Here is a 16,923-nt window from a genome sequence, read left to right as displayed (position 1 = left end):
GGGACCGATTCTCTCAAATCCCCGCTTTTCCCCTGACCGGGTCCCGCTCAGCCCTCCAGCTCGGCGCGGGCGGCGACGAACGCGTCCACCGCCCGGTTCACGTCGTCCGTGGAGTGCGCGGCGGACAGCTGCACGCGGATGCGGGCCTGGCCCTGCGGAACGACCGGGTAGGAGAAGCCGATCACGTACACGCCGCGCTCCAGGAGCAGCTCGGCCAGCCGGCCCGCCTTCGCCGCGTCCCCGATCATCACCGGCGCGATGGGGTGGTCGCCGGGGAGGATGTCGAAGCCCTCCTCGGTCATCCGGCGGCGGAACAGCGCCGTGTTCTCGGCGAGCCGGACCCGCAGGTCGTCGGCCGCTTCGAGGAGGTCGAGGACCTTCAGGGAGGCCGCCGCGATCACCGGGGCGAGCGTGTTCGAGAACAGGTACGGGCGGGAGCGCTGGCGCAGCAGGGCGACGATCTCGGCGCGGGCGGCGACATAGCCGCCGGAGGCGCCGCCGAGCGCCTTGCCGAGGGTGCCGGTGATGATGTCGACGCGGTCCATGACGCCGTGCAGCTCGGGGGTGCCGCGGCCGCCGGGACCGGTGAAGCCGACGGCGTGGGAGTCGTCGACCATGACCATGGCGTCGTGGCGGTCGGCGAGGTCGCAGATCTCGCGGAGGGGTGCCACATAGCCGTCCATGGAGAAGACGCCGTCCGTGACGATCAGCTTCCGGCGGGCGCCGCCCTCCGTGGCCTCCTTCAACTGCCGTTCCAGGTCGGCGAGATCACGGTTGGCGTAGCGGAAGCGGCGGGCCTTCGACAGCCGGATGCCGTCGATGATGGAGGCGTGGTTGAGGGCGTCGGAGATCACCGCGTCCTCGGCGCCGAGGAGGGTCTCGAAGACACCGCCGTTGGCGTCGAAGCAGGAGGAGTACAGGATCGTGTCCTCCTGGCCGAGGAACGCCGACAGCCGCGCCTCCAGCTCCTTGTGCACCTCCTGCGTACCGCAGATGAAGCGGACGGAGGCCATGCCGTAGCCCCAGCGGTCGAGCGCCTCGTGGGCGGCGGCGACGACCTCGGGGTGGTCGGCGAGCCCGAGGTAGTTGTTCGCGCAGAAGTTGAGCACCTCGCCGGGGCGGCCGCCCGCGGTGACGTTCACCGTCGCGGACTGCGGGGTGCCGATGACCCGCTCCGGCTTGTGCAGTCCGGCGGCGCGGATCTCGTCGAGGGTGGCGCGGAGGTCGTCGCGCACGGAGTCGAACATCGGAAGGCTCCCAGGGGTACGGACCCGGCGGTACGGGTCCGGAGATACAGATGGCTTACGCGGTCCGGTGACTCACGCGGTCCAGTCGAGGATGACCTTGCCGCCGCGCCCGCTCGCCGCGTCCGCGAAGGCCGCCTCGTGGTCCCGGTAGTCGTAGCGGCCGGTGATCACCGGGGCGAGGTCGAGACCGCCCTCCAGGAGGACGGACATGGCGTACCAGGTCTCGAACATCTCCCGGCCGTAGATGCCCTTGATCGTGATCATGGAGGTGACGATCCGGGACCAGTCGACGGCGAACTCCTCGGACGGCAGCCCGAGCATGGCGATCCGGCCGCCGTGCGTCATGTTGGCGATCATGTCGCGCATCGCGGCGGGGTTGCCCGACATCTCCAGACCGATGTCGAAGCCCTCGCGCAGCCCGAGCCGGCGCTGTCCCTCGGCGATGCTCGACGCGGAGACGTCGATCGCCAGACTGACGCCGATCTTGCGGGCCAGCTCCAGCCGGTCCTCGCTGACGTCCGTGACCACGACGTGCCGGGCGCCGGCGTGCCGGGCGACGGCGGCGGCCATCAGACCGATGGGGCCCGCCCCGGTGATCAGGACGTCCTCCCCGACGAGCGGGAAGGACAGCGCGGTGTGCACGGCGTTGCCGAACGGGTCGAAGATCGCCGCGACGTCCAGGTCCACGGGGACGCGGTGCACCCACACGTTGGACGCGGGCAGCGCCACGTACTCCGCGAACGCCCCGTCGCGTCCCACGCCCAGGCCGACGGTGGCACGGCACAGATGGCGGCGTCCGGCGAGACAGTTGCGGCACTTGCCGCACACCAGGTGGCCCTCGCCGCTGACCCGGTCACCGGCCTTGATGTCCACGACGTCGCGGCCGGTCTCGACGACCTCGCCCACGAACTCGTGACCGACCACGAGCGGGGTGCGGATGGTCTGCCGGGCCCAGCCGTCCCAGGACCGGATGTGCAGGTCGGTACCGCAGACACCGGTCCGCAGCACCTTGATCAGTACGTCGCCGGGGCCGATCTCCGGCTCCGGAACGTCCACGAGCCAGAGCCCGGGCTCCGCCTTCTCCTTGACCAGCGCCTTCAACGCCACGGCTCCTGTGGGTGCGGTCCCGCGGCCGGGCATGACGTGTACGCCCGTACCGGGGAGAGGGGTGGGATCACCGAGCAATCTGCCGTACGGCGGCCCATGGGGTCCATCGAGGTTTTCTTAACCTCCGCCGCAGCTTTCCTTCACACCCCGCCCACCCCGGCCCCGTTCATTCACCCGTTCGTACGAAGCGGCGGGGACGCTGATCCGCCATGAAGTGCCGTGCCGTTTCCCGGGCTCGGGGACGGCGCCCTCAGGGCAGTGCCTCCCGCCCCTCGATCCGCCCGGCCAGCTCCGCCGCCATCGCCTTGATGGTGTCCAGGCCGCCCCTGCCCCACGGCCGGGGCTGAACGTCGAGGACGCAGACCGTGCCGAGGGCGAGGCCCGTGCGGTCGATGAGCGGGGCGCCGAGGTAGGAGCGGATGCCGTGGTCGTCGACGATCGGGTTGCCGGCGAATCTCGGGTAGTCGCCGACGTCTTCGAGGACGAGCGCCTTGCGGCGGACCACCACATGGGGGCAGAAGCCGTGGTCGCGGCCCAGATGGCGGACGGCACCGAGTGCGGGGGCCTCACCGGTGGGCTCCGCCGGGGCGTGCAGGCCCGCGAAGAACTGGCGCTTCTCGTCGATGAAGTTGACCATCGCGTACGGCACGGAGGCGACCTCGGCGAGCCGGTCGGCGAAGGCGTCGAAGGCGGGTTCCGGGTGCTCGCCGAGCCCCAGCAGCCGTAGCCGCCGTACCCGCTCGGGGGCGTCCCGGTCCTCGGGGGTGAGCAGCAGCCGGCCGACGGGACGGGGCGGGTCGTACGTCACGTGTGGGCCCCACGGCTCGGGAGTTCGGCCGGGGTGTGCGCGAGGAGGTGGCGCACCAGGGTGAGCAGGGTCTGCACGCCCGAGCTGGAGATCCGGGCGTCGCAGCAGACGACGGGGATCTCCGGGTCGAGGTCGAGCGCCGCGCGCACTTCCTCGGGGTCGTAGCGGTAGGACCCGTCGAACTCGTTCACCGCGACGATGAATCCGAGGCCGCGTTGTTCGAAGAAGTCCACGGCGGCGAAACAGTCCTCCAGGCGCCGGGTGTCGGCGAGGATGACCGCGCCGAGGGCGCCTTCGGAGAGTTCGTCCCACATGAACCAGAAGCGCTGCTGTCCGGGTGTGCCGAACAGATAGAGCACATGCCGCGGATCGAGGGTGATGCGGCCGAAGTCCATGGCCACGGTCGTCTCGACCTTGTTCTCGATGCCCTCGAGGCTGTCGGTCGCCGCGCTCACTGTGGTGAGCAGTTCCTCCGTGCTCAGCGGCGCGATCTCGCTCACCGCGCCGACGAAGGTCGTCTTGCCTACCCCGAACCCTCCCGCCACCAGGATTTTGAGTGCGGTGGGGAAGGGGTCAGAGCTGTCGTCGTAGTCCATCGAGCACTGCCTCCAGAAGAGACCGGTCTGTCGGGTTGTGGTGGAAGGCCGGGGGCTTCGTGGTGAGAGCCCCGCAGTCGACCAGGTCGGACAGCAGCACCTTGGTGACCGCCGCCGGCAGCTTGAGGTGGGCGGCGACCTCGGCGACCGAGACGGGTGCCCGGCACAGGTCGAGGGCCTGTGCGTGTTCGGGGCCGAGATAGCCGAGGGGGGTCGCCCCGGTGGCCATCACCTGTGAGAGGAGATCGAGCGCGGTGGTCGGCCGGGTCCGGCCGTTGATGACGGTGTAGGGCCGTACGAGACGCCCGGCGGCGTCGTCGTACAGGGGCCCGTCGCCGGACGCGGCCACGGTCAAGGCCTCAATCCCGAGGGTTCGACGGCCTGGCGGGGCTGGGTGACCAGGTACGGGCGGACGCTCTTGACCAGCATCGCCATCTCGTAGCCGAGGACCGCCGCGTCGGCCTCGCGTCCGGCGAGCACCGCGAGGCAGGTGCCGGAGCCCGCAGTGGAGACGAACAGCAGGGTCGAGTCGAGTTCGACGACGACCTGGCGCACGTCGCCGCCGTCGCCGAAGCGGATGCCCGCGCTGCGCCCGAGGGAGTACAGGCCGGAGGCCAGGGCGGCCATGTGGTCGGCGCTGTCCGGGTCGAGGCCGTGGACCGACTTCACGAGCCCGTCGCAGGACAGCAGCACCGCGCTCGTGGTGTGCGGTACGCGCTGCACGAGACCGCTCATCAGCCAGTCGAGGTCGGAAACATGGCCGGTCGGCGCATCGCTCGCCATGGTGGATCGACTCCTTGGGGTACGAAGGTCAGCGGGAGCGGAGGGGGCGGGCACCGCGGAGGGGGCCGCGGTGGAGGTGTGCAGGGGGGTGTTCATCCGGCCGGTGTGCTCCCGTCTTGCCGGGTCGTCAGGTCGTGTGCCGCGTCGAGGCCCGACGGCGGTACGGCTATGGGGGCGGCGCCCCGGGTGGGGCCGCTCGGGGGCTGGGTCGCGTCCCTGTGCGGCGCGTCCATGGGCGCCGGCTCCATGTGCAGGGCGTCCGCGCGGCCCGTGCCGAGGTGGGACGTCGCGTCCGCGCGGCCGGCGCCCGGGTTCGACGTCGCGTCCCCTCGGTCCGTGTCCCGGCGGACGGTCTCCCCGCGGGTCAGGTTCTGCGGGGGCGTCAGGTCCAGCGAGGCCGTGCCCAGCATGGCGGCGTCCCAGTCGGAGCTTTCCATCTGGCGGGCCTCCGCGAGGCCGATGCCCCGCTGGAAGGCGGCCATCAGCCCGGGATCGTGGCCGACGTAGTGCTCGGGGTCCTGGCGGGACGTCGAGACGGGCCCGCCCCGCAGCTGGGGAACGATGTGCTGCTGCGCGCGGCGCCGGGGCAGCTGGGGCTTGCCCATGGTGCCGCGGACCGTGCCGCCGACGCGCGGGGTGGGGGGCGTCCCGGTGTGGTCGGCGACGGTGCGCCGGTCCTCGGGGCGGATCCCGGGCACGGCCTCGGACGGGTTGGGCCGGTCCTCGCGCGCGCCGCGCACGGGCAGCGGGGTGATACCTCCGCCGGCCCGGCCCGCACCCTGCTGACCGCTGCCCCGGCCGGTGCCCTGGCTCTGCCCGCCGCCCCGGCCCGTGTGGAGGCCCTGCTGCGAACCGCCTCGGCCGGGCCCCTGCTGCCGGGGCACGGAGGGACGGGGCGGGCCCGGGGCGGCGGGGCCGGAGTCCGGGCGCCCGGGCTGCGCCGGCCGGCCGGACGGGGTGGCCGGGAACTGCTGGGCGGGGACGGTGCCGTCCGAGGGTCCGGCCGGGGCCGTCCGCCGCCCGGAGGCGTGCTGGGCGTGGCGGGGGCCGGGGTTCGGACGCCGTGCGCCGCCGGGCTGCCGGCCCTGCGGCTGGGGCAGCGGGACCTCGCCGGGGGCGGCCGGGTCCGCGCCGAGCAGGCCCTGCGGGACGACGAAGGCGGCCTGGATCCCGCCGTAGATGTTGCTCTGGAGGCGGACCTGGATGCCGTGGCGGCGGGCGAGCTGGGAGACGACGAACAGACCGATGCGGCCGTCCTGGAGGAGGCTCGCGACGTTCACCTGGTCGGGGTCGGCGAGCAGGGCGTTCATCTTGTTCTGCTCGGTGACGGGCATGCCGAGGCCACGGTCCTCGACCTCGACGGCGAGTCCGGAGGTGACGAGGTTGGCGCGGAGCAGGACCTGGGTGTGGGGAGCGGAGAACACGGTGGCGTTCTCGACGAGTTCGGCCAGCAGGTGGATGACGTCGGCGACGGCGTGGCCGCGCAGTGTGCCGTCGACGGGGGGTACCAGCTTGACCCGTGAGTACTGCTCGACCTCGGCGATCGCGGAGCGCAGCACCTCGGTCATGGGGACGGGGTTGCTCCACTGGCGGCGGGAGACGGCGCCGCCGAGGACGGCGAGGTTCTCGGCGTGGCGGCGGATGCGGGTGGCGAGGTGGTCGACGTGGAAGAGCCCCTTGAGCAGGTCGGGGTCCTCGATCTCGTTCTCCAGGTCGTCGAGGATGGAGATCTCGCGCTGCACCAGCGACTGCAGCCGCCGGGCGAGGTTCACGAAGACCTCCAGCTTCTGCTCGTTGCCGGCGTGGCTGGACAGTTGGGAGGCCTGGACCACGGCGGTGACGGCGCTGTCCTGGGCGCGGGCCAGTTCGGCGGTGAGGAGTCCGAAGTCGTCGGCGTCCGGGCCGGTCTTGGGGCGCGGACCGCGCGCGGGCGGCTGCTCGCCGCGCCGGAGCGCCTCGACGAGGGCCTTCAGGTCCTCCTCCCCTTTGGCGCTCGACTCGCGCAGGACGCCGAGGCGTTCGCGGACGGACCTGGCGGCGCGGCCGGCGGCCACGGCGGCGATCAGGACGGCGGCGAGGGCCACCGCTGCCGTGCCGGCGAGCACCGCCCACAGGGTGGGGCCGGGACGGTGGGCGCCGGCGCGGACGGTGAAGAGCACGGCGGCACAGGCGCTCAGGGCCACCGCGGTGGGGGGCAGGACGGCCAGACGCAGCAGCTGTGGCCGTATGTGGATCTCGGGCAACGCGGGGACGGCACGGGTGGCCGATCGCCCGTGCCGCCCGCCCTCACGGCGGTCTGCGCGTGCGGCCGGTGCGCGAAGGTGAGACATCAGCGTCCTCGTACTGGTCCGTCTGGGTGTGGGGGGTGCCGCGTCTGGGCGAATGGGGCATGCGCCATCGCGTGTCGGTCGGGAGAGTCGAAGAATTCGGCACTGCGTCGTCCGACGGCAACTCACAGTAGTCGCCAACGCGTCATGTGCGGTGCGCAGTTGACAAAGAGCCCCGCGAAGCGCGCGGCTCTGGTATGAGGCTTCGCACGACAGACCGACCATTCTTCGGACGGGTGTTCCTTTCGCTTTCTTTGTGCGACGCCATTTCGATCAGAGCCGATCGGAACAGGGCGCCAAAAAGCGGCGAGGGCCGCGGAGCGCTCTGCTCCGCGGCCCTCGCCGTCAATCGAAAAATCACCCTGTCGGGAGAATTCCCGGTGTGTTGACGATGTCGGTCGTCCCTTTTCCCGGAGGCCCGTCGAAGGGGCCGGGGGATCAGCTCTCGGCGACCAGATCGAGCTGTTCCCCGACCGGGGGCCAGGCGGCCCAGCCCTCGGCCGGCCGGCGGGCGACGGACCGCCACCACGGGTCGGCCGGCGGGGTGTTCCGCGGCTCGAACGGCTCGCCGGGCCGCGGTGTGGCCAGGGTGACCCCCGCCTCGTGCGCGGCCCACAGGGAGCGCTCGCCGGGCTCGGCCCAGGAGTGCATCGCCAGGTTGAACGTCGCCCAGTGGATGGGGAGCAGCACACCGGCGGCCTCACCGCGCTGGAGGTCGAGGTGTGTCCGCAGCCCTTCCTCGGGCGTCATGTGGATGTCGGGCCAGAACTCGCTGTAGGCGCCGATCTGGATCATGGTGATGTCGAACGGGCCGTGCTCGGCGCCGATGTCCGCGAAGCCCTGGAAGTAGCCGGTGTCGCCGCTGTGGTAGATCCGGTGCTCGTCCCCGGCGACGACCCAGGACGCCCACAGCGTCTGCTGGGCGTTGCGCAGACCGCGGCCGCAGAAGTGCCGGGCGGGTGTGGCGGTCAGGGTGAGGCCGCCGACCTTCGTCGCCTCGTTCCAGTCCAGCTCGCGGATGCGGCCCTCGGAGACACCCCAGTGCTCCAGGTGGGCGCCGACGCCCAGGGGCACGGCGAAGACCGTGTCCGTGCCGGCCAGCGCCTTGATCGTGGGCATGTCGAGGTGGTCGTAGTGGTCGTGCGAGACCACCACGACGTCCACCGGGCCGAGCGCGGCCAGCGGCAGCGGCGCGGGGTGCAGCCGCTTGGGCCCCGCGAAGGCGAACGGGGAGCAGCGCTCGCCCCAGACGGGGTCGAACAGGACCCGGTGCCCGTCTATCTCGGCGAGCACGCTGGAATGGCCCATCCAGGTGATGCGCAGACCGCCGGCCGGGGGTCTGGCCAGGTCGGCGAGGGTGGTGGAGTGCACGGGGATCAGTCCGGCGGGGGCGCGCCTGACCCGCTCGTCCTTGCGGAAGTACCCCTTGGCCATCTCCAGCGCGACACCGCGCGAGGGGGCGATACGGGCACCCTCCGGGTTCACGAACGCGCCGTTCGCGAAGTGCGGGGACCGGCGGATCCGCTCCAGCCTGGCACCGGTCGGAACCGCACCGAAGGCGGCTGGCTGGACGCGCAGCCCCGAGCTCTGCGAACGGGAACCGGACACGGCACCTCCTGGTGGATTCGCTGAGGCATTCCATTATGGTCCGCCCCTCTGACAGCACCGCGCCCGATCCGTCCCGGCACGGTGACATACTGACCAACGGTTCAGTAGAGCCAGCCGTTCCCCCGGTACCGCCGAGTCGGCGCCTGTCTCCTACAACCCGGTGCGCCCGCCATCCGTTCCCGACCGCCGCCACCACTTCCGCCCCGGCCGACCCTCAGGAGCCCGTATGTCCGCCCCGTACCTCTCCCTCACCTGGACCGATCACGTCACGGGCCGGCGCGGCTTCCTCGTGGTGGACCGGCTGGTGCGCGGGGTGGCCAGCGGTGGTCTGCGGATGCGGCCCGGCTGCACCCTCGACGAGGTCGCCGGCCTGGCCCGCGGCATGACCATGAAGGAAGCGCTGCACTACGACCCCGAGGGCCGCTACGTCCCCCTGGGCGGCGCGAAGGGCGGTATCGACTGCGATCCCCGGGACCCGGAGGCGTACGGCGTCCTGGTGCGCTACCTGCGCGCGACCCGCCCGTACATCGAGGAGTTCTGGACCACCGGCGAGGATCTCGGACTCACCCAGGACCTGGTGGACCGGGCGGCCGCGGAGGCGGGCCTCGTCTCGACGGTCCAGGCCGTCTACCCCCTCCTCGACGACGAGCGGGCCGCCCGACGGCGGCTGGCGGACGCGTTCGCCGTCGAGGTGGACGGCATCGGACTGGACGAGCTGATGGGCGGCTGCGGGGTCGCCGAGTCCGTCCTCACGGCCCTGGACCGGACCGGCACGCCGTACGCCGGGACGCGGGTCGCCGTGCAGGGGCTGGGCACCATGGGCGGCGCCACCGCCCGCTTCCTCGCCCGGGCCGGGCTCACCGTCGTCGCCGTGGCCGACATCAAGGGCACCGTCTTCAACCCCGCCGGCCTGGACGTGGAGGCGCTGCTGGCCGCCCGCGACTCCCACGGCACGGTCGACCGCCGCGCCCTCCGCCCGGAGGACCGGGAGACCTCCTCGGACGCCTGGCTGGCCGCCGACGCCGACATCCTGGTCCCCGCGGCCGTCTCGTACGCCATCGACCCGGCCAACCAGGAGCTGATCACCGCCCGCCTGATCGTCGAGGCGGCCAACATGCCGGTCCTCCCCGAGGCCGAGGCCCTGCTGACCGGCCGCGGGGTGACGATCCTCCCCGACGTCGTGGTCAACTCCGCCACGAACGCCTGGTGGTGGTGGACCCTGTTCGGCGACATCGCCCCCGACGCGCGGAGCTCCTTCGACCACACCCGCCGCGCCATGCGCGCCCTCGTGGATCTGATGCTCTCCCGCGCCGAGCGGGACGGCACGACACCCCGGGCGGCCGCCCACGCCATCGCCGCCGACCGCCTCCCCGTCATCGAGGCACGCTATGGGCGACACCGCCCGATCTGACCCGTAGGTAAGGTTGCCGCGTGGGCAGGGTCAGGTTGAGCGTGGCCGAGCGGCGCGAGGAGCTGCTGCGGGCGGCCATCGAACAGATCGAGGCGCGGGGTGTGGCGGCGGTGCGGATCGCCGACGTGGCCGCCTCCCTCGGCGTGAGCAACGCGTTGGTGCTGTACCACTTCTCGACGAAGGAGAAGCTGGTCGCCGAGGCGTTCCGCTACGCCGCCGAGGACGACCTCGCCCGCCTCCGCAAGCTGCTCGCCCGGCGCACGACGGCGCTGCGCCGCCTCAGGGCGGCCGTCCGCTGGTACGCCCCCACCGGCCAGGCCAAGGGCTGGCGCCTGTGGATCGAGGGCTGGGCGGTCTCGCTCCGCGACCCCGCCCTGCGCGAGGTCACCCGCGACCTGGACCTGCAGTGGAAGGCCGCGCTCATCGGCCTCATCGAGGAGGGCGTGGCCGCGGCCGAGTTCCACTGCCCCGACCCCCGGGCCTCGGCCCTCCGCCTCACCGCCCTCCTGGACGGCCTGGCCGTGCAGCTCACGTCCTACGACGGAGCGGTCTCCCGCGCGAAGGCCCGGCTATGGGCGGACGAGACGCTGGCCCGCGAACTGAACCTGCCGGAGACACCGACGAGCTGACCCCTGGGGAGGGGACGGGCGGCCCCGCGGCGGCGCGGGCCCGCCCCACGACGAACTGTGGGCGGACCCGGCCGAACGCCCTCAGGCCACGGAAGCGATCCGCATCTTGATGTCGTCGGGCGACAGCGCCCCCTTGGCCGACACATGGTCGCCGGACGACTCCCCGCGCAGCCGCCGCCCGATCCACGGCACGAGGTACTCCCGGGCCCACTGGATGTTGTCCCGGCGCACCTCGAACGTCCCCCGCGGCGGCAACGGCGGCCACGGCTGCTCGGGGTCCGCGGGCACCTCCACGCCCAGCACCTGCCCGGCCCGCAGAGCGACCCGGGTGTGCCCCTCGGGCGACAGGTGCAGCCGGTCGTGGTCCCAGGCGCGCCGGTCCTGCACGGTCCGCAGGGACCACAGGTCGAGCACGGGGCACCCGTACCGGTCGGCGATGGCCCGCACATGCCCGTTGTAGGTCGCGATCTTGCCGCGCAGATGCCGGAGCACCGGCACGTCACGGGTGTCGAACCCGGTGGTCACCATCACCGTGCCGATCGCCGAGGTGAGCCGGGCCACCGCCCGCTCGAACCGCTCCGCGACCTCGTCGGGGTCGGTGCCGGGCCGGATGATGTCGTTCCCGCCGGCACAGAAGGAAAGGAGATCCGGGGCGAGTTCGAGAGCCCTCGGCACCTGGTCCTCGACGATCTGGTCGAGGAGCTTCCCCCGTACCGCGAGATTGGTGTACCTGAAGTCGCCTTCGGGCACCCGGTCCGCGAGGAGCACCGCGAACCGGTCCGCCCAACCGACGAACGCCCCGTCGGGGCCGGGGTCGCCGACGCCCTCGGTGAAGCTGTCCCCCACCGCCACGTACGACCCGATCACTGATCTGCTGTTCTTCGAATCGTCTGCCACATCGGGTCATGATTCACCTTCCGATGTGACCTACGCGACCGTAATAAGGGGTTGACGGGCGGTGAGATAGACCACGCTTCAAGATTCGTTCAACCAGGGAATACGCCGCAGGCCGGACCCCGGGGATCGGGGTCCGGCCTGCGCCGCGCTCAGTCCGCCGTCGGCGGCACGTCAGACGGTGACGCCCTTCGACCGCAGGTAGGCCAGCGGGTCGATGTCCGAGCCGTAGTCGGGGGTCGTCCGGATCTCGAAGTGCAGGTGCGGGCCGGTAACGTTGCCGGTGGCGCCCGAGAGGCCGATCTCCTGGCCGCCGCTGACGGACTGGCCCGCCGAGACGCCGATCGAGGAGAGGTGGGCGTACTGGGCGTAGTAGCCGTCGGCGAGCTTGATGACGACCTGGTTGCCGTACGCGCCGCCCCAGCCGGCCGAGACGACGGTGCCCGCGCCCACGGCCTTGAGGCTGGTGCCGGTCGGGGCCACGAAGTCGACGCCGGTGTGGTAGCCGCTGGACCACATGCTGCCGGCGGTCTTGTACGCGGTGCCGACGGTGGCGCCCTGGATGGGCAGGGTGAAGCCGGAACCGCTGGTCTGGGCGGCCTGACCGGCGGGCGCGGCGGTCGTCTCCTTGGCCGCGGACCCGGAGGCCTTGGACGGCTGGGAGGGCTTCGCCGGCTGCGGCGACCGGGTCTTCGTCGAGGTGTGCGTCAGCCCGGCGGACGTGGCCTTGCCGCCGATGGCGAGCTTCAGGCCCGGGTGGATGAGCGAGGGGTCGGAGCCGATCACGGAGCGGTTGTCCGAGTAGAGCCGCTTCCAGCCGCCCTGGACGTCCTGCTCGTCCGCGATCTTCGCGAGATAGTCGCCGGCCTTGACCGTGTAGGTCTTCGTCGCCTTCTTCTTGGCGGCGACCTGTTCGACGGCACCCTTCTCGGGGGTGGCCGTGACGGTCTTCCCGGAAGGCCCGGAAACGGCGGCCGTGGGGGTCGCGGCGTGGGCGCCGGCGGCGCCCATCAGGGGCAGCGCGAGCGCGGCGCCACCGGTTCCGGCGGCGGCGATGGAGCGGGTGAGACGCTGGGACTTCGGACGGCGGTGCTTACCCTTCGCGGGCATGGCGAATTCCTCTCCGGCGCCTGCGAGGTGAGCTGTCGGGTGCGGACTGGAGATGTCCGGCCGGGCTTGCGCTCGGCTTTACCCCTAGCCGTTCCGGAGACCGGAACAGGCGGTACTACCTGTGGGTCCCCCGCTCCTGCCATGGATCGGGTCGGTACGCGGCTCCGGTCGGCGGCAGGATTGGGCGTCCGTCCGGATCGAGGGTGAACGTAAGCGACTTGTCCCCACAGAGACAACCATCGGGATTTCCCGTGCGTCTCCCTACGTGATCCATACAACGAATCCCGATTACGCTCCGTAATGGAGCGCCGTCTTTCTATTTCCAACCGCCCTGGAAAAGACCAAGAATTACGTGAGCATGACGGCGACGGTGCGTCACGGATATGACGCTGCTCACGCGCCTACGCCTCAGTAGTCTTTATTCCAGGGCCAGTTGGATTAATGGCTCCATTTCGGACAGAACGCTCAGATGCGACGCAGGCGGATAACCGTCGCATCGAAGTCGCCGCGCAGCCCGGTCCGCAGGCCGTGGTGCAACAGCACAGCCCCTCGGTGCACTTCGCCCGTTTCGCGGCATTCATAGGTCTTCGCGGGGTCGAGGCCGCGCAGCCGCAGCGGCGGGAGCGGCTCGCCGTAGTGCTGGGCCTGGAGGCAGGCGAGGACGACCACCTCGTCACCGTGGACGTACTGCACGGCGCTCAGGCCTCCGCCCGGCGGGCGCAGCCGGTACTGGTCGCCGCGCTGCACGACGGGCTTGATCTCCTTGTACAGCTCCACCCACTCCCGCGCCTCGGCCAGCTCCTCGTCGCTCCACTTCGTGAGGTCGCCGCCGACGCCGAGCACGCCCGCCATGGCGCTGACGAAGCGGAACCGCAGGGAGCTGACGCGGCCGTTGAGCTGGTTGTTCGGACTGTCGGTCACCCAGGCGGCCATGACCCGCGCCGGGTGGAGGTGACTGAACCCGTGCTGGATGGCGAGCCGGTCCAGCGGGTCGGTGTTGTCGGAGGTCCACACCTGGTCGGTCCGGGACATCACCCCAAGGTCGATCCGGCCGCCGCCGCCCGAGCACGACTCGAAGGCGACGCCCGGGTGCGCGGCCCGCAGCCGGTCCAGCAGGGCGTAGAAGGCGTGCACGTGCTCGACCCACAGCTTCTGCGGGTAGGGCTCACCGGGCCAGCCGGCGTCCGTGAAGCAGCGGTTGAAGTCCCACTTCACATAGTCGATCGGGGCACTGGAGAGCAGGGCGTCCAGCTTCTCCCACAGGTACTCCTGGACGTCCGGCCGTGCGAGGTTGAGCACGAGCTGATTGCGGAGTTCCGTCCGCTTTCGTCCCGGTTGGAACTGCGCCCAGTCGGGGTGCGCCCGGTACAGCTCGCTGTCGGGGTTGACCATCTCGGGCTCGACCCAGATGCCGAACTGCATCCCGAGGGCGTGCACCTGGTCGGCGAGCGGCTTCAGCCCCTCGGGGAAGCGGTCCGGGTTGGGCGTCCAGTCGCCGAGGCCGGCCCGGTCGCTGGTGCGCGCCCCGAACCAGCCGTCGTCGACCACGAACAGCTCGACCCCGATGGCCGCCGCCCGCTCGGCGAGCGCCCGCTGCTGCTCCTCCGAGATGTCGAACTCCGTGGCCTCCCAGGAGTTGAACAGCACCGGCCGGTCCTGGTCGGCGTCCGGGATGATGTACGCCCGCTGGTAGGCGTGCCAGGCGCGGCTCGCCCCGCCGTGGCCGGCGTCGGTCCACAGTCCGGCGAAGACGGGCGTGGTGAACGTCTCACCCGTCTCCAGCCGGAGCAGGCCCGACTCGTCGTACCCGGCGCCGCCGGTGATCTGCACCCGCGCGTCCGGCAGCTGGGCCACGGCGATCCGCCAGGAGCCCGACCAGCCGAGGGCGCAGCCGTAGACCTCGCCCCGCTCCTCGGTGGCGTCGGTGTCGAGAGCGACCCAGGGCAGGTGCTGGTGTCCGGTGTGCCCGCGGCGGCTGCCGATGACCTTCTCCCCGTAGGTCAGCTCACCGCGCACCAGCCGGGACTCGGCCGCCCACCGGCCGTGCAGCTGGGACAGGCGCCAGCTCTCCTCGCGGCGGGGCAGGGTCCAGGTCGCCGAGTCGGCCCGCAGCAGCTCCACGGCGGGCCCCTCGTTGGCGAGGGTCACCCAGCGCTCCACGATGTCGTCGCGCATCCGGTAGTGCAGCGTGATCCGCAGACCGTCGTCGAGGAAGCGCAGACGCAGCTCGTCACCGTCCGCCTCGTGCCCCTGGAAGGTCCACTCGGTGCCGCGCCGCTCCTCGGTGCGGACCGAGAGAGCGGGGCGGGTGAAACGGGGCCCGCCCTCGACGGGGTACTCCTCGTGGCCGTCCAGGGGGGCCTCGAAGGGCCAGTAGGGCAACTCCTGGCGGGCGACCAGCTCCTCGGCGTCGGCGAGGGCGATCCGCGGGCCCCAGTGCAGGTGCAGCAGCTCGTCGTTCTCGGTGAGCCGCAGGGCGTAACTGCTCCGGGGGCCCGTGAGAAGCCAGGTCCGGCCGTCCGTGGCGATGTCCAACATCATGGCCTCACAAATTCGAACAGGTGCGATCGTGCTTCAACATCATGGCAGGTCGTCGTGGGAGCGCTCCGCCCCCTGTGGAAAACCCGCGCCGGACCGCCGCGGACGCCTGTGGACAACTCATTGCGGTGCCCACGCGTGTCGTATCGTCGAGAGGCGCCTCGATGCCGAGCGCGTGCCCGTCGACGATCGGCGCCGACGGCCGGATGGGAGGAGCCCCCGTGACGCAGCAGATCCCGTCGACCGAGCCCGAGTTGGCCGCGGTGCGCAATTTCCGCGACGTGGGCGGCCTGCCCACCGTGGACGGCCGCCGGGTGCGTCACGGAGTGCTGTTCCGCAGCGGGCATCTCGCGCACGCCACCGACGAGGACGCCGCGTTCCTCGGCTCCCTCGGACTGCACACGATCTTCGACTTCCGCAATGCGGCCGACCAGAAGCTGGAGGGCCCGGACGTCGAACTCCCCGGCGTGCGGAACGTCAACCTCCCGCTGTCCGACCCGGCGGACGGCGCCGAGTTCTGGAAGATGGTCCGCGACGGCGACGTGGACCAGCTGCGCGCCCTGCTGGACGACGGCAAGGCGGCCGGCCGGATGATCGCCTCCTACCGCATGATCATCAAGCACCGCACGGCCGAGCACTCCCGAGTGCTGCACGCGCTGGCGGAGGACAGCGTGCCCGCGCTGATGCACTGCGCGGCGGGCAAGGACCGCGCGGGCCTGTCCATAGCGGTGACCCTTCTCGCCCTCGGCGTGGAGCGCGAGGCCATCGTGGCCGACTACCTGGAGTCGAACGCCAAGCACCGCCGCTACAAGGTGCGCCGCAGCAGCAACTCCCCCAGCGCCTACTCCCCGGAGATCATGGAGCTGCTGAGCCCCCTGTTCGACGCCCGCGCCGAGTACCTCCAGGCGGCCTTCGACACGATCGAGGAGACCTGGGGCGACGTGGACACGTATCTGGAGCAGGGCCTGAAGCTGACCCCCGGCAACCGCGAGCGGCTGCGCGAGCGCCTGCTCGACTAGGGCCTGTCTGCCGCACTCCCGCCTCCGGTCACTGCTTGGCGCCCACCTCGAACAGCAGATAGATGAAGGCCGCGAAGACATGGCCGACGGCGATGTAGATGATCAGCCGCACCCACAGGGCGCGGGGGAACTTCTCTTCCATGTCAGCCATGGGGGGTCTCCGGGGTGGTCGGCCCGAGGCACAGCGCGGCGGTCGGGCTCTGCAGCAGGGTGTGGACGAAGAGCAGATCGGCGCCGTCGTGATCGGCGGCGGCGATGCGGTGCGGGGTCAGCGAGTCGAAGTGCGCGCTGTCCCCGGGGGCCAGCAGCTGCGCGGTGTCCCCGAGGCGCAGCCGCAGGCGTCCCTTCAGGACGTACAGCCACTCCTCGCCGGGGTGCACGCGCACGATGTCGCCCTGTGAGCCGTAGGGCACATGGACGCGCAGCGCCTGCATCCCGCGACCGGGGGCGCCCGCCTGCCAGTACGTCCAGCCGCCGGCCCGGGTGGGCTCCATGTCGTCGGCGCGCAGGACGGCGTCCCGTTCGGCGACGGTCTCGCCGAGCAGCTCGGAGACGGTCGTACCGTAGACGCGGGCCAGTGCGAGCAGCATCGGCAGCGAGGGCTGGCGCTGCCCGGTCTCCAACCGGGAGAGATGTGCGGGCGACAGCCCGGCGGCCCGGGCCGCCGCCTCCAGCGTGAGGGAGGCCCGGCGGCGCAGGGCGCGCAGCTGCGGGGCGACGACGGGCAGATCCGCCTCGGCCACGGGCTCGGGAGGGTCCGTACCCTGGGAAGGGCTCATGCCCTCAATTCAGCCGCAGCTTTGCCTGCGGGGCAAATTTCTTGTCTCAGAGGCAAAAGCCGCTCGG

Annotated in this window: 16 protein-coding genes and 1 riboswitch; of the genes, 3 read left to right on the top strand and 13 right to left on the bottom strand. The window is 71.9% G+C overall.

All coding sequences use genetic code 11. The features are described from left to right. Positions 1 to 47: 47 nt before the first annotated feature. The 8 genes from ACZ4Z2_RS07755 to ACZ4Z2_RS07720 all read right to left on the bottom strand — a co-directional run bounded on the left by ACZ4Z2_RS07755 (position 48) and on the right by ACZ4Z2_RS07720 (position 8,476). Positions 48 to 1,247 (bottom strand): glycine C-acetyltransferase, encoded by a 1,200-nt coding sequence (locus ACZ4Z2_RS07755; protein WP_468073450.1) that lies wholly within the window; start codon positions 1,245 to 1,247, stop codon positions 48 to 50. A 72-nt stretch (positions 1,248 to 1,319) separates the two neighbouring features. Next, a complete protein-coding gene (gene tdh / locus ACZ4Z2_RS07750; protein ID WP_468073747.1) occupies positions 1,320 to 2,348 on the bottom strand; it encodes an L-threonine 3-dehydrogenase in 1,029 nt (342 codons plus the stop codon). Positions 2,349 to 2,604: 256 nt separating this feature from the next. Further along, positions 2,605 to 3,162: a GAF domain-containing protein gene (locus ACZ4Z2_RS07745; protein ID WP_468073448.1), complete on the bottom strand. Its 558-nt coding sequence runs from the start codon at positions 3,160 to 3,162 to the stop codon at positions 2,605 to 2,607. Further along, positions 3,159 to 3,758 (bottom strand): GTP-binding protein, encoded by a 600-nt coding sequence (locus ACZ4Z2_RS07740; protein ID WP_468073446.1) that lies wholly within the window; start codon positions 3,756 to 3,758, stop codon positions 3,159 to 3,161. Before ACZ4Z2_RS07740 ends, ACZ4Z2_RS07745 begins: the two co-directional genes overlap by 4 nt. Further along, the gene (locus ACZ4Z2_RS07735; protein ID WP_107461818.1) at positions 3,736 to 4,107 is read right to left on the bottom strand and encodes a DUF742 domain-containing protein; all 372 of its coding nucleotides are present in this window, start codon (positions 4,105 to 4,107) and stop codon (positions 3,736 to 3,738) included. The genes ACZ4Z2_RS07740 and ACZ4Z2_RS07735 overlap by 23 nt, the downstream gene beginning before the upstream one ends. Positions 4,108 to 4,109: 2 nt before the next feature. Next, a complete protein-coding gene (locus ACZ4Z2_RS07730) occupies positions 4,110 to 4,541 on the bottom strand; it encodes a roadblock/LC7 domain-containing protein (protein ID WP_468073444.1) in 432 nt (143 codons plus the stop codon). Positions 4,542 to 4,633: 92 nt separating this feature from the next. Beyond that, the gene (locus tag ACZ4Z2_RS07725) at positions 4,634 to 6,871 is read right to left on the bottom strand and encodes a sensor histidine kinase (protein ID WP_468073442.1); all 2,238 of its coding nucleotides are present in this window, start codon (positions 6,869 to 6,871) and stop codon (positions 4,634 to 4,636) included. A gap of 435 nt (positions 6,872 to 7,306) precedes the next feature. Continuing rightward, the gene (locus ACZ4Z2_RS07720) at positions 7,307 to 8,476 is read right to left on the bottom strand and encodes an MBL fold metallo-hydrolase (protein ID WP_468073440.1); all 1,170 of its coding nucleotides are present in this window, start codon (positions 8,474 to 8,476) and stop codon (positions 7,307 to 7,309) included. A gap of 226 nt (positions 8,477 to 8,702) precedes the next feature. Here ACZ4Z2_RS07720 and ACZ4Z2_RS07715 point away from each other — a divergent pair, with 226 nt between their 5' ends. Continuing rightward, positions 8,703 to 9,887 (top strand): Glu/Leu/Phe/Val dehydrogenase dimerization domain-containing protein, encoded by a 1,185-nt coding sequence (locus tag ACZ4Z2_RS07715; RefSeq protein ID WP_468073438.1) that lies wholly within the window; start codon positions 8,703 to 8,705, stop codon positions 9,885 to 9,887. A 20-nt stretch (positions 9,888 to 9,907) separates the two neighbouring features. Further along, entirely contained in the window at positions 9,908 to 10,516 is a 609-nt protein-coding gene (locus ACZ4Z2_RS07710; RefSeq protein WP_468073436.1) for a TetR/AcrR family transcriptional regulator, read from the top strand. Positions 10,517 to 10,597: 81 nt separating this feature from the next. On the opposite strand, the gene ACZ4Z2_RS07705 is transcribed toward ACZ4Z2_RS07710, so the two are convergent. From ACZ4Z2_RS07705 to ACZ4Z2_RS07695, 3 genes are all read right to left on the bottom strand, one after another. Beyond that, positions 10,598 to 11,383, bottom strand: coding sequence for an SGNH/GDSL hydrolase family protein (locus tag ACZ4Z2_RS07705; RefSeq protein WP_468073745.1), 786 nt, complete (start codon positions 11,381 to 11,383; stop codon positions 10,598 to 10,600). 201 nt (positions 11,384 to 11,584) lie between these two features. After that, positions 11,585 to 12,520, bottom strand: coding sequence for a M23 family metallopeptidase (locus tag ACZ4Z2_RS07700; protein ID WP_468073435.1), 936 nt, complete (start codon positions 12,518 to 12,520; stop codon positions 11,585 to 11,587). A gap of 4 nt (positions 12,521 to 12,524) precedes the next feature. Beyond that, a riboswitch (cyclic di-AMP (ydaO/yuaA leader) is annotated at positions 12,525 to 12,683 on the bottom strand. Positions 12,684 to 12,985: 302 nt separating this feature from the next. Next, positions 12,986 to 15,058, bottom strand: a complete 2,073-nt coding sequence (locus tag ACZ4Z2_RS07695) for an alpha-galactosidase (RefSeq protein ID WP_468073743.1) — start codon at positions 15,056 to 15,058, stop codon at positions 12,986 to 12,988. Positions 15,059 to 15,279: 221 nt separating this feature from the next. On the opposite strand from ACZ4Z2_RS07695, the gene ACZ4Z2_RS07690 reads away from it, so the two are divergent. Then, a complete protein-coding gene (locus ACZ4Z2_RS07690; RefSeq protein ID WP_468073433.1) occupies positions 15,280 to 16,077 on the top strand; it encodes a tyrosine-protein phosphatase in 798 nt (265 codons plus the stop codon). 28 nt (positions 16,078 to 16,105) lie between these two features. Here ACZ4Z2_RS07690 and ACZ4Z2_RS07685 read toward each other — a convergent pair whose 3' ends face one another. Both ACZ4Z2_RS07685 and ACZ4Z2_RS07680 read right to left on the bottom strand, forming a co-directional pair. Further along, positions 16,106 to 16,228 (bottom strand): DUF6126 family protein, encoded by a 123-nt coding sequence (locus ACZ4Z2_RS07685; protein WP_055521055.1) that lies wholly within the window; start codon positions 16,226 to 16,228, stop codon positions 16,106 to 16,108. After that, a complete protein-coding gene (locus tag ACZ4Z2_RS07680) occupies positions 16,221 to 16,856 on the bottom strand; it encodes a helix-turn-helix domain-containing protein (protein WP_468073431.1) in 636 nt (211 codons plus the stop codon). Before ACZ4Z2_RS07680 ends, ACZ4Z2_RS07685 begins: the two co-directional genes overlap by 8 nt. Positions 16,857 to 16,923: the final 67 nt, after the last annotated feature.

The sequence above is a fragment of the Streptomyces sp. NPDC030183 genome (assembly GCF_055573455.1).
Note: the sequence above shows the minus strand (reverse complement) of the source record. Positions and strands in the feature narration are given on the sequence as shown.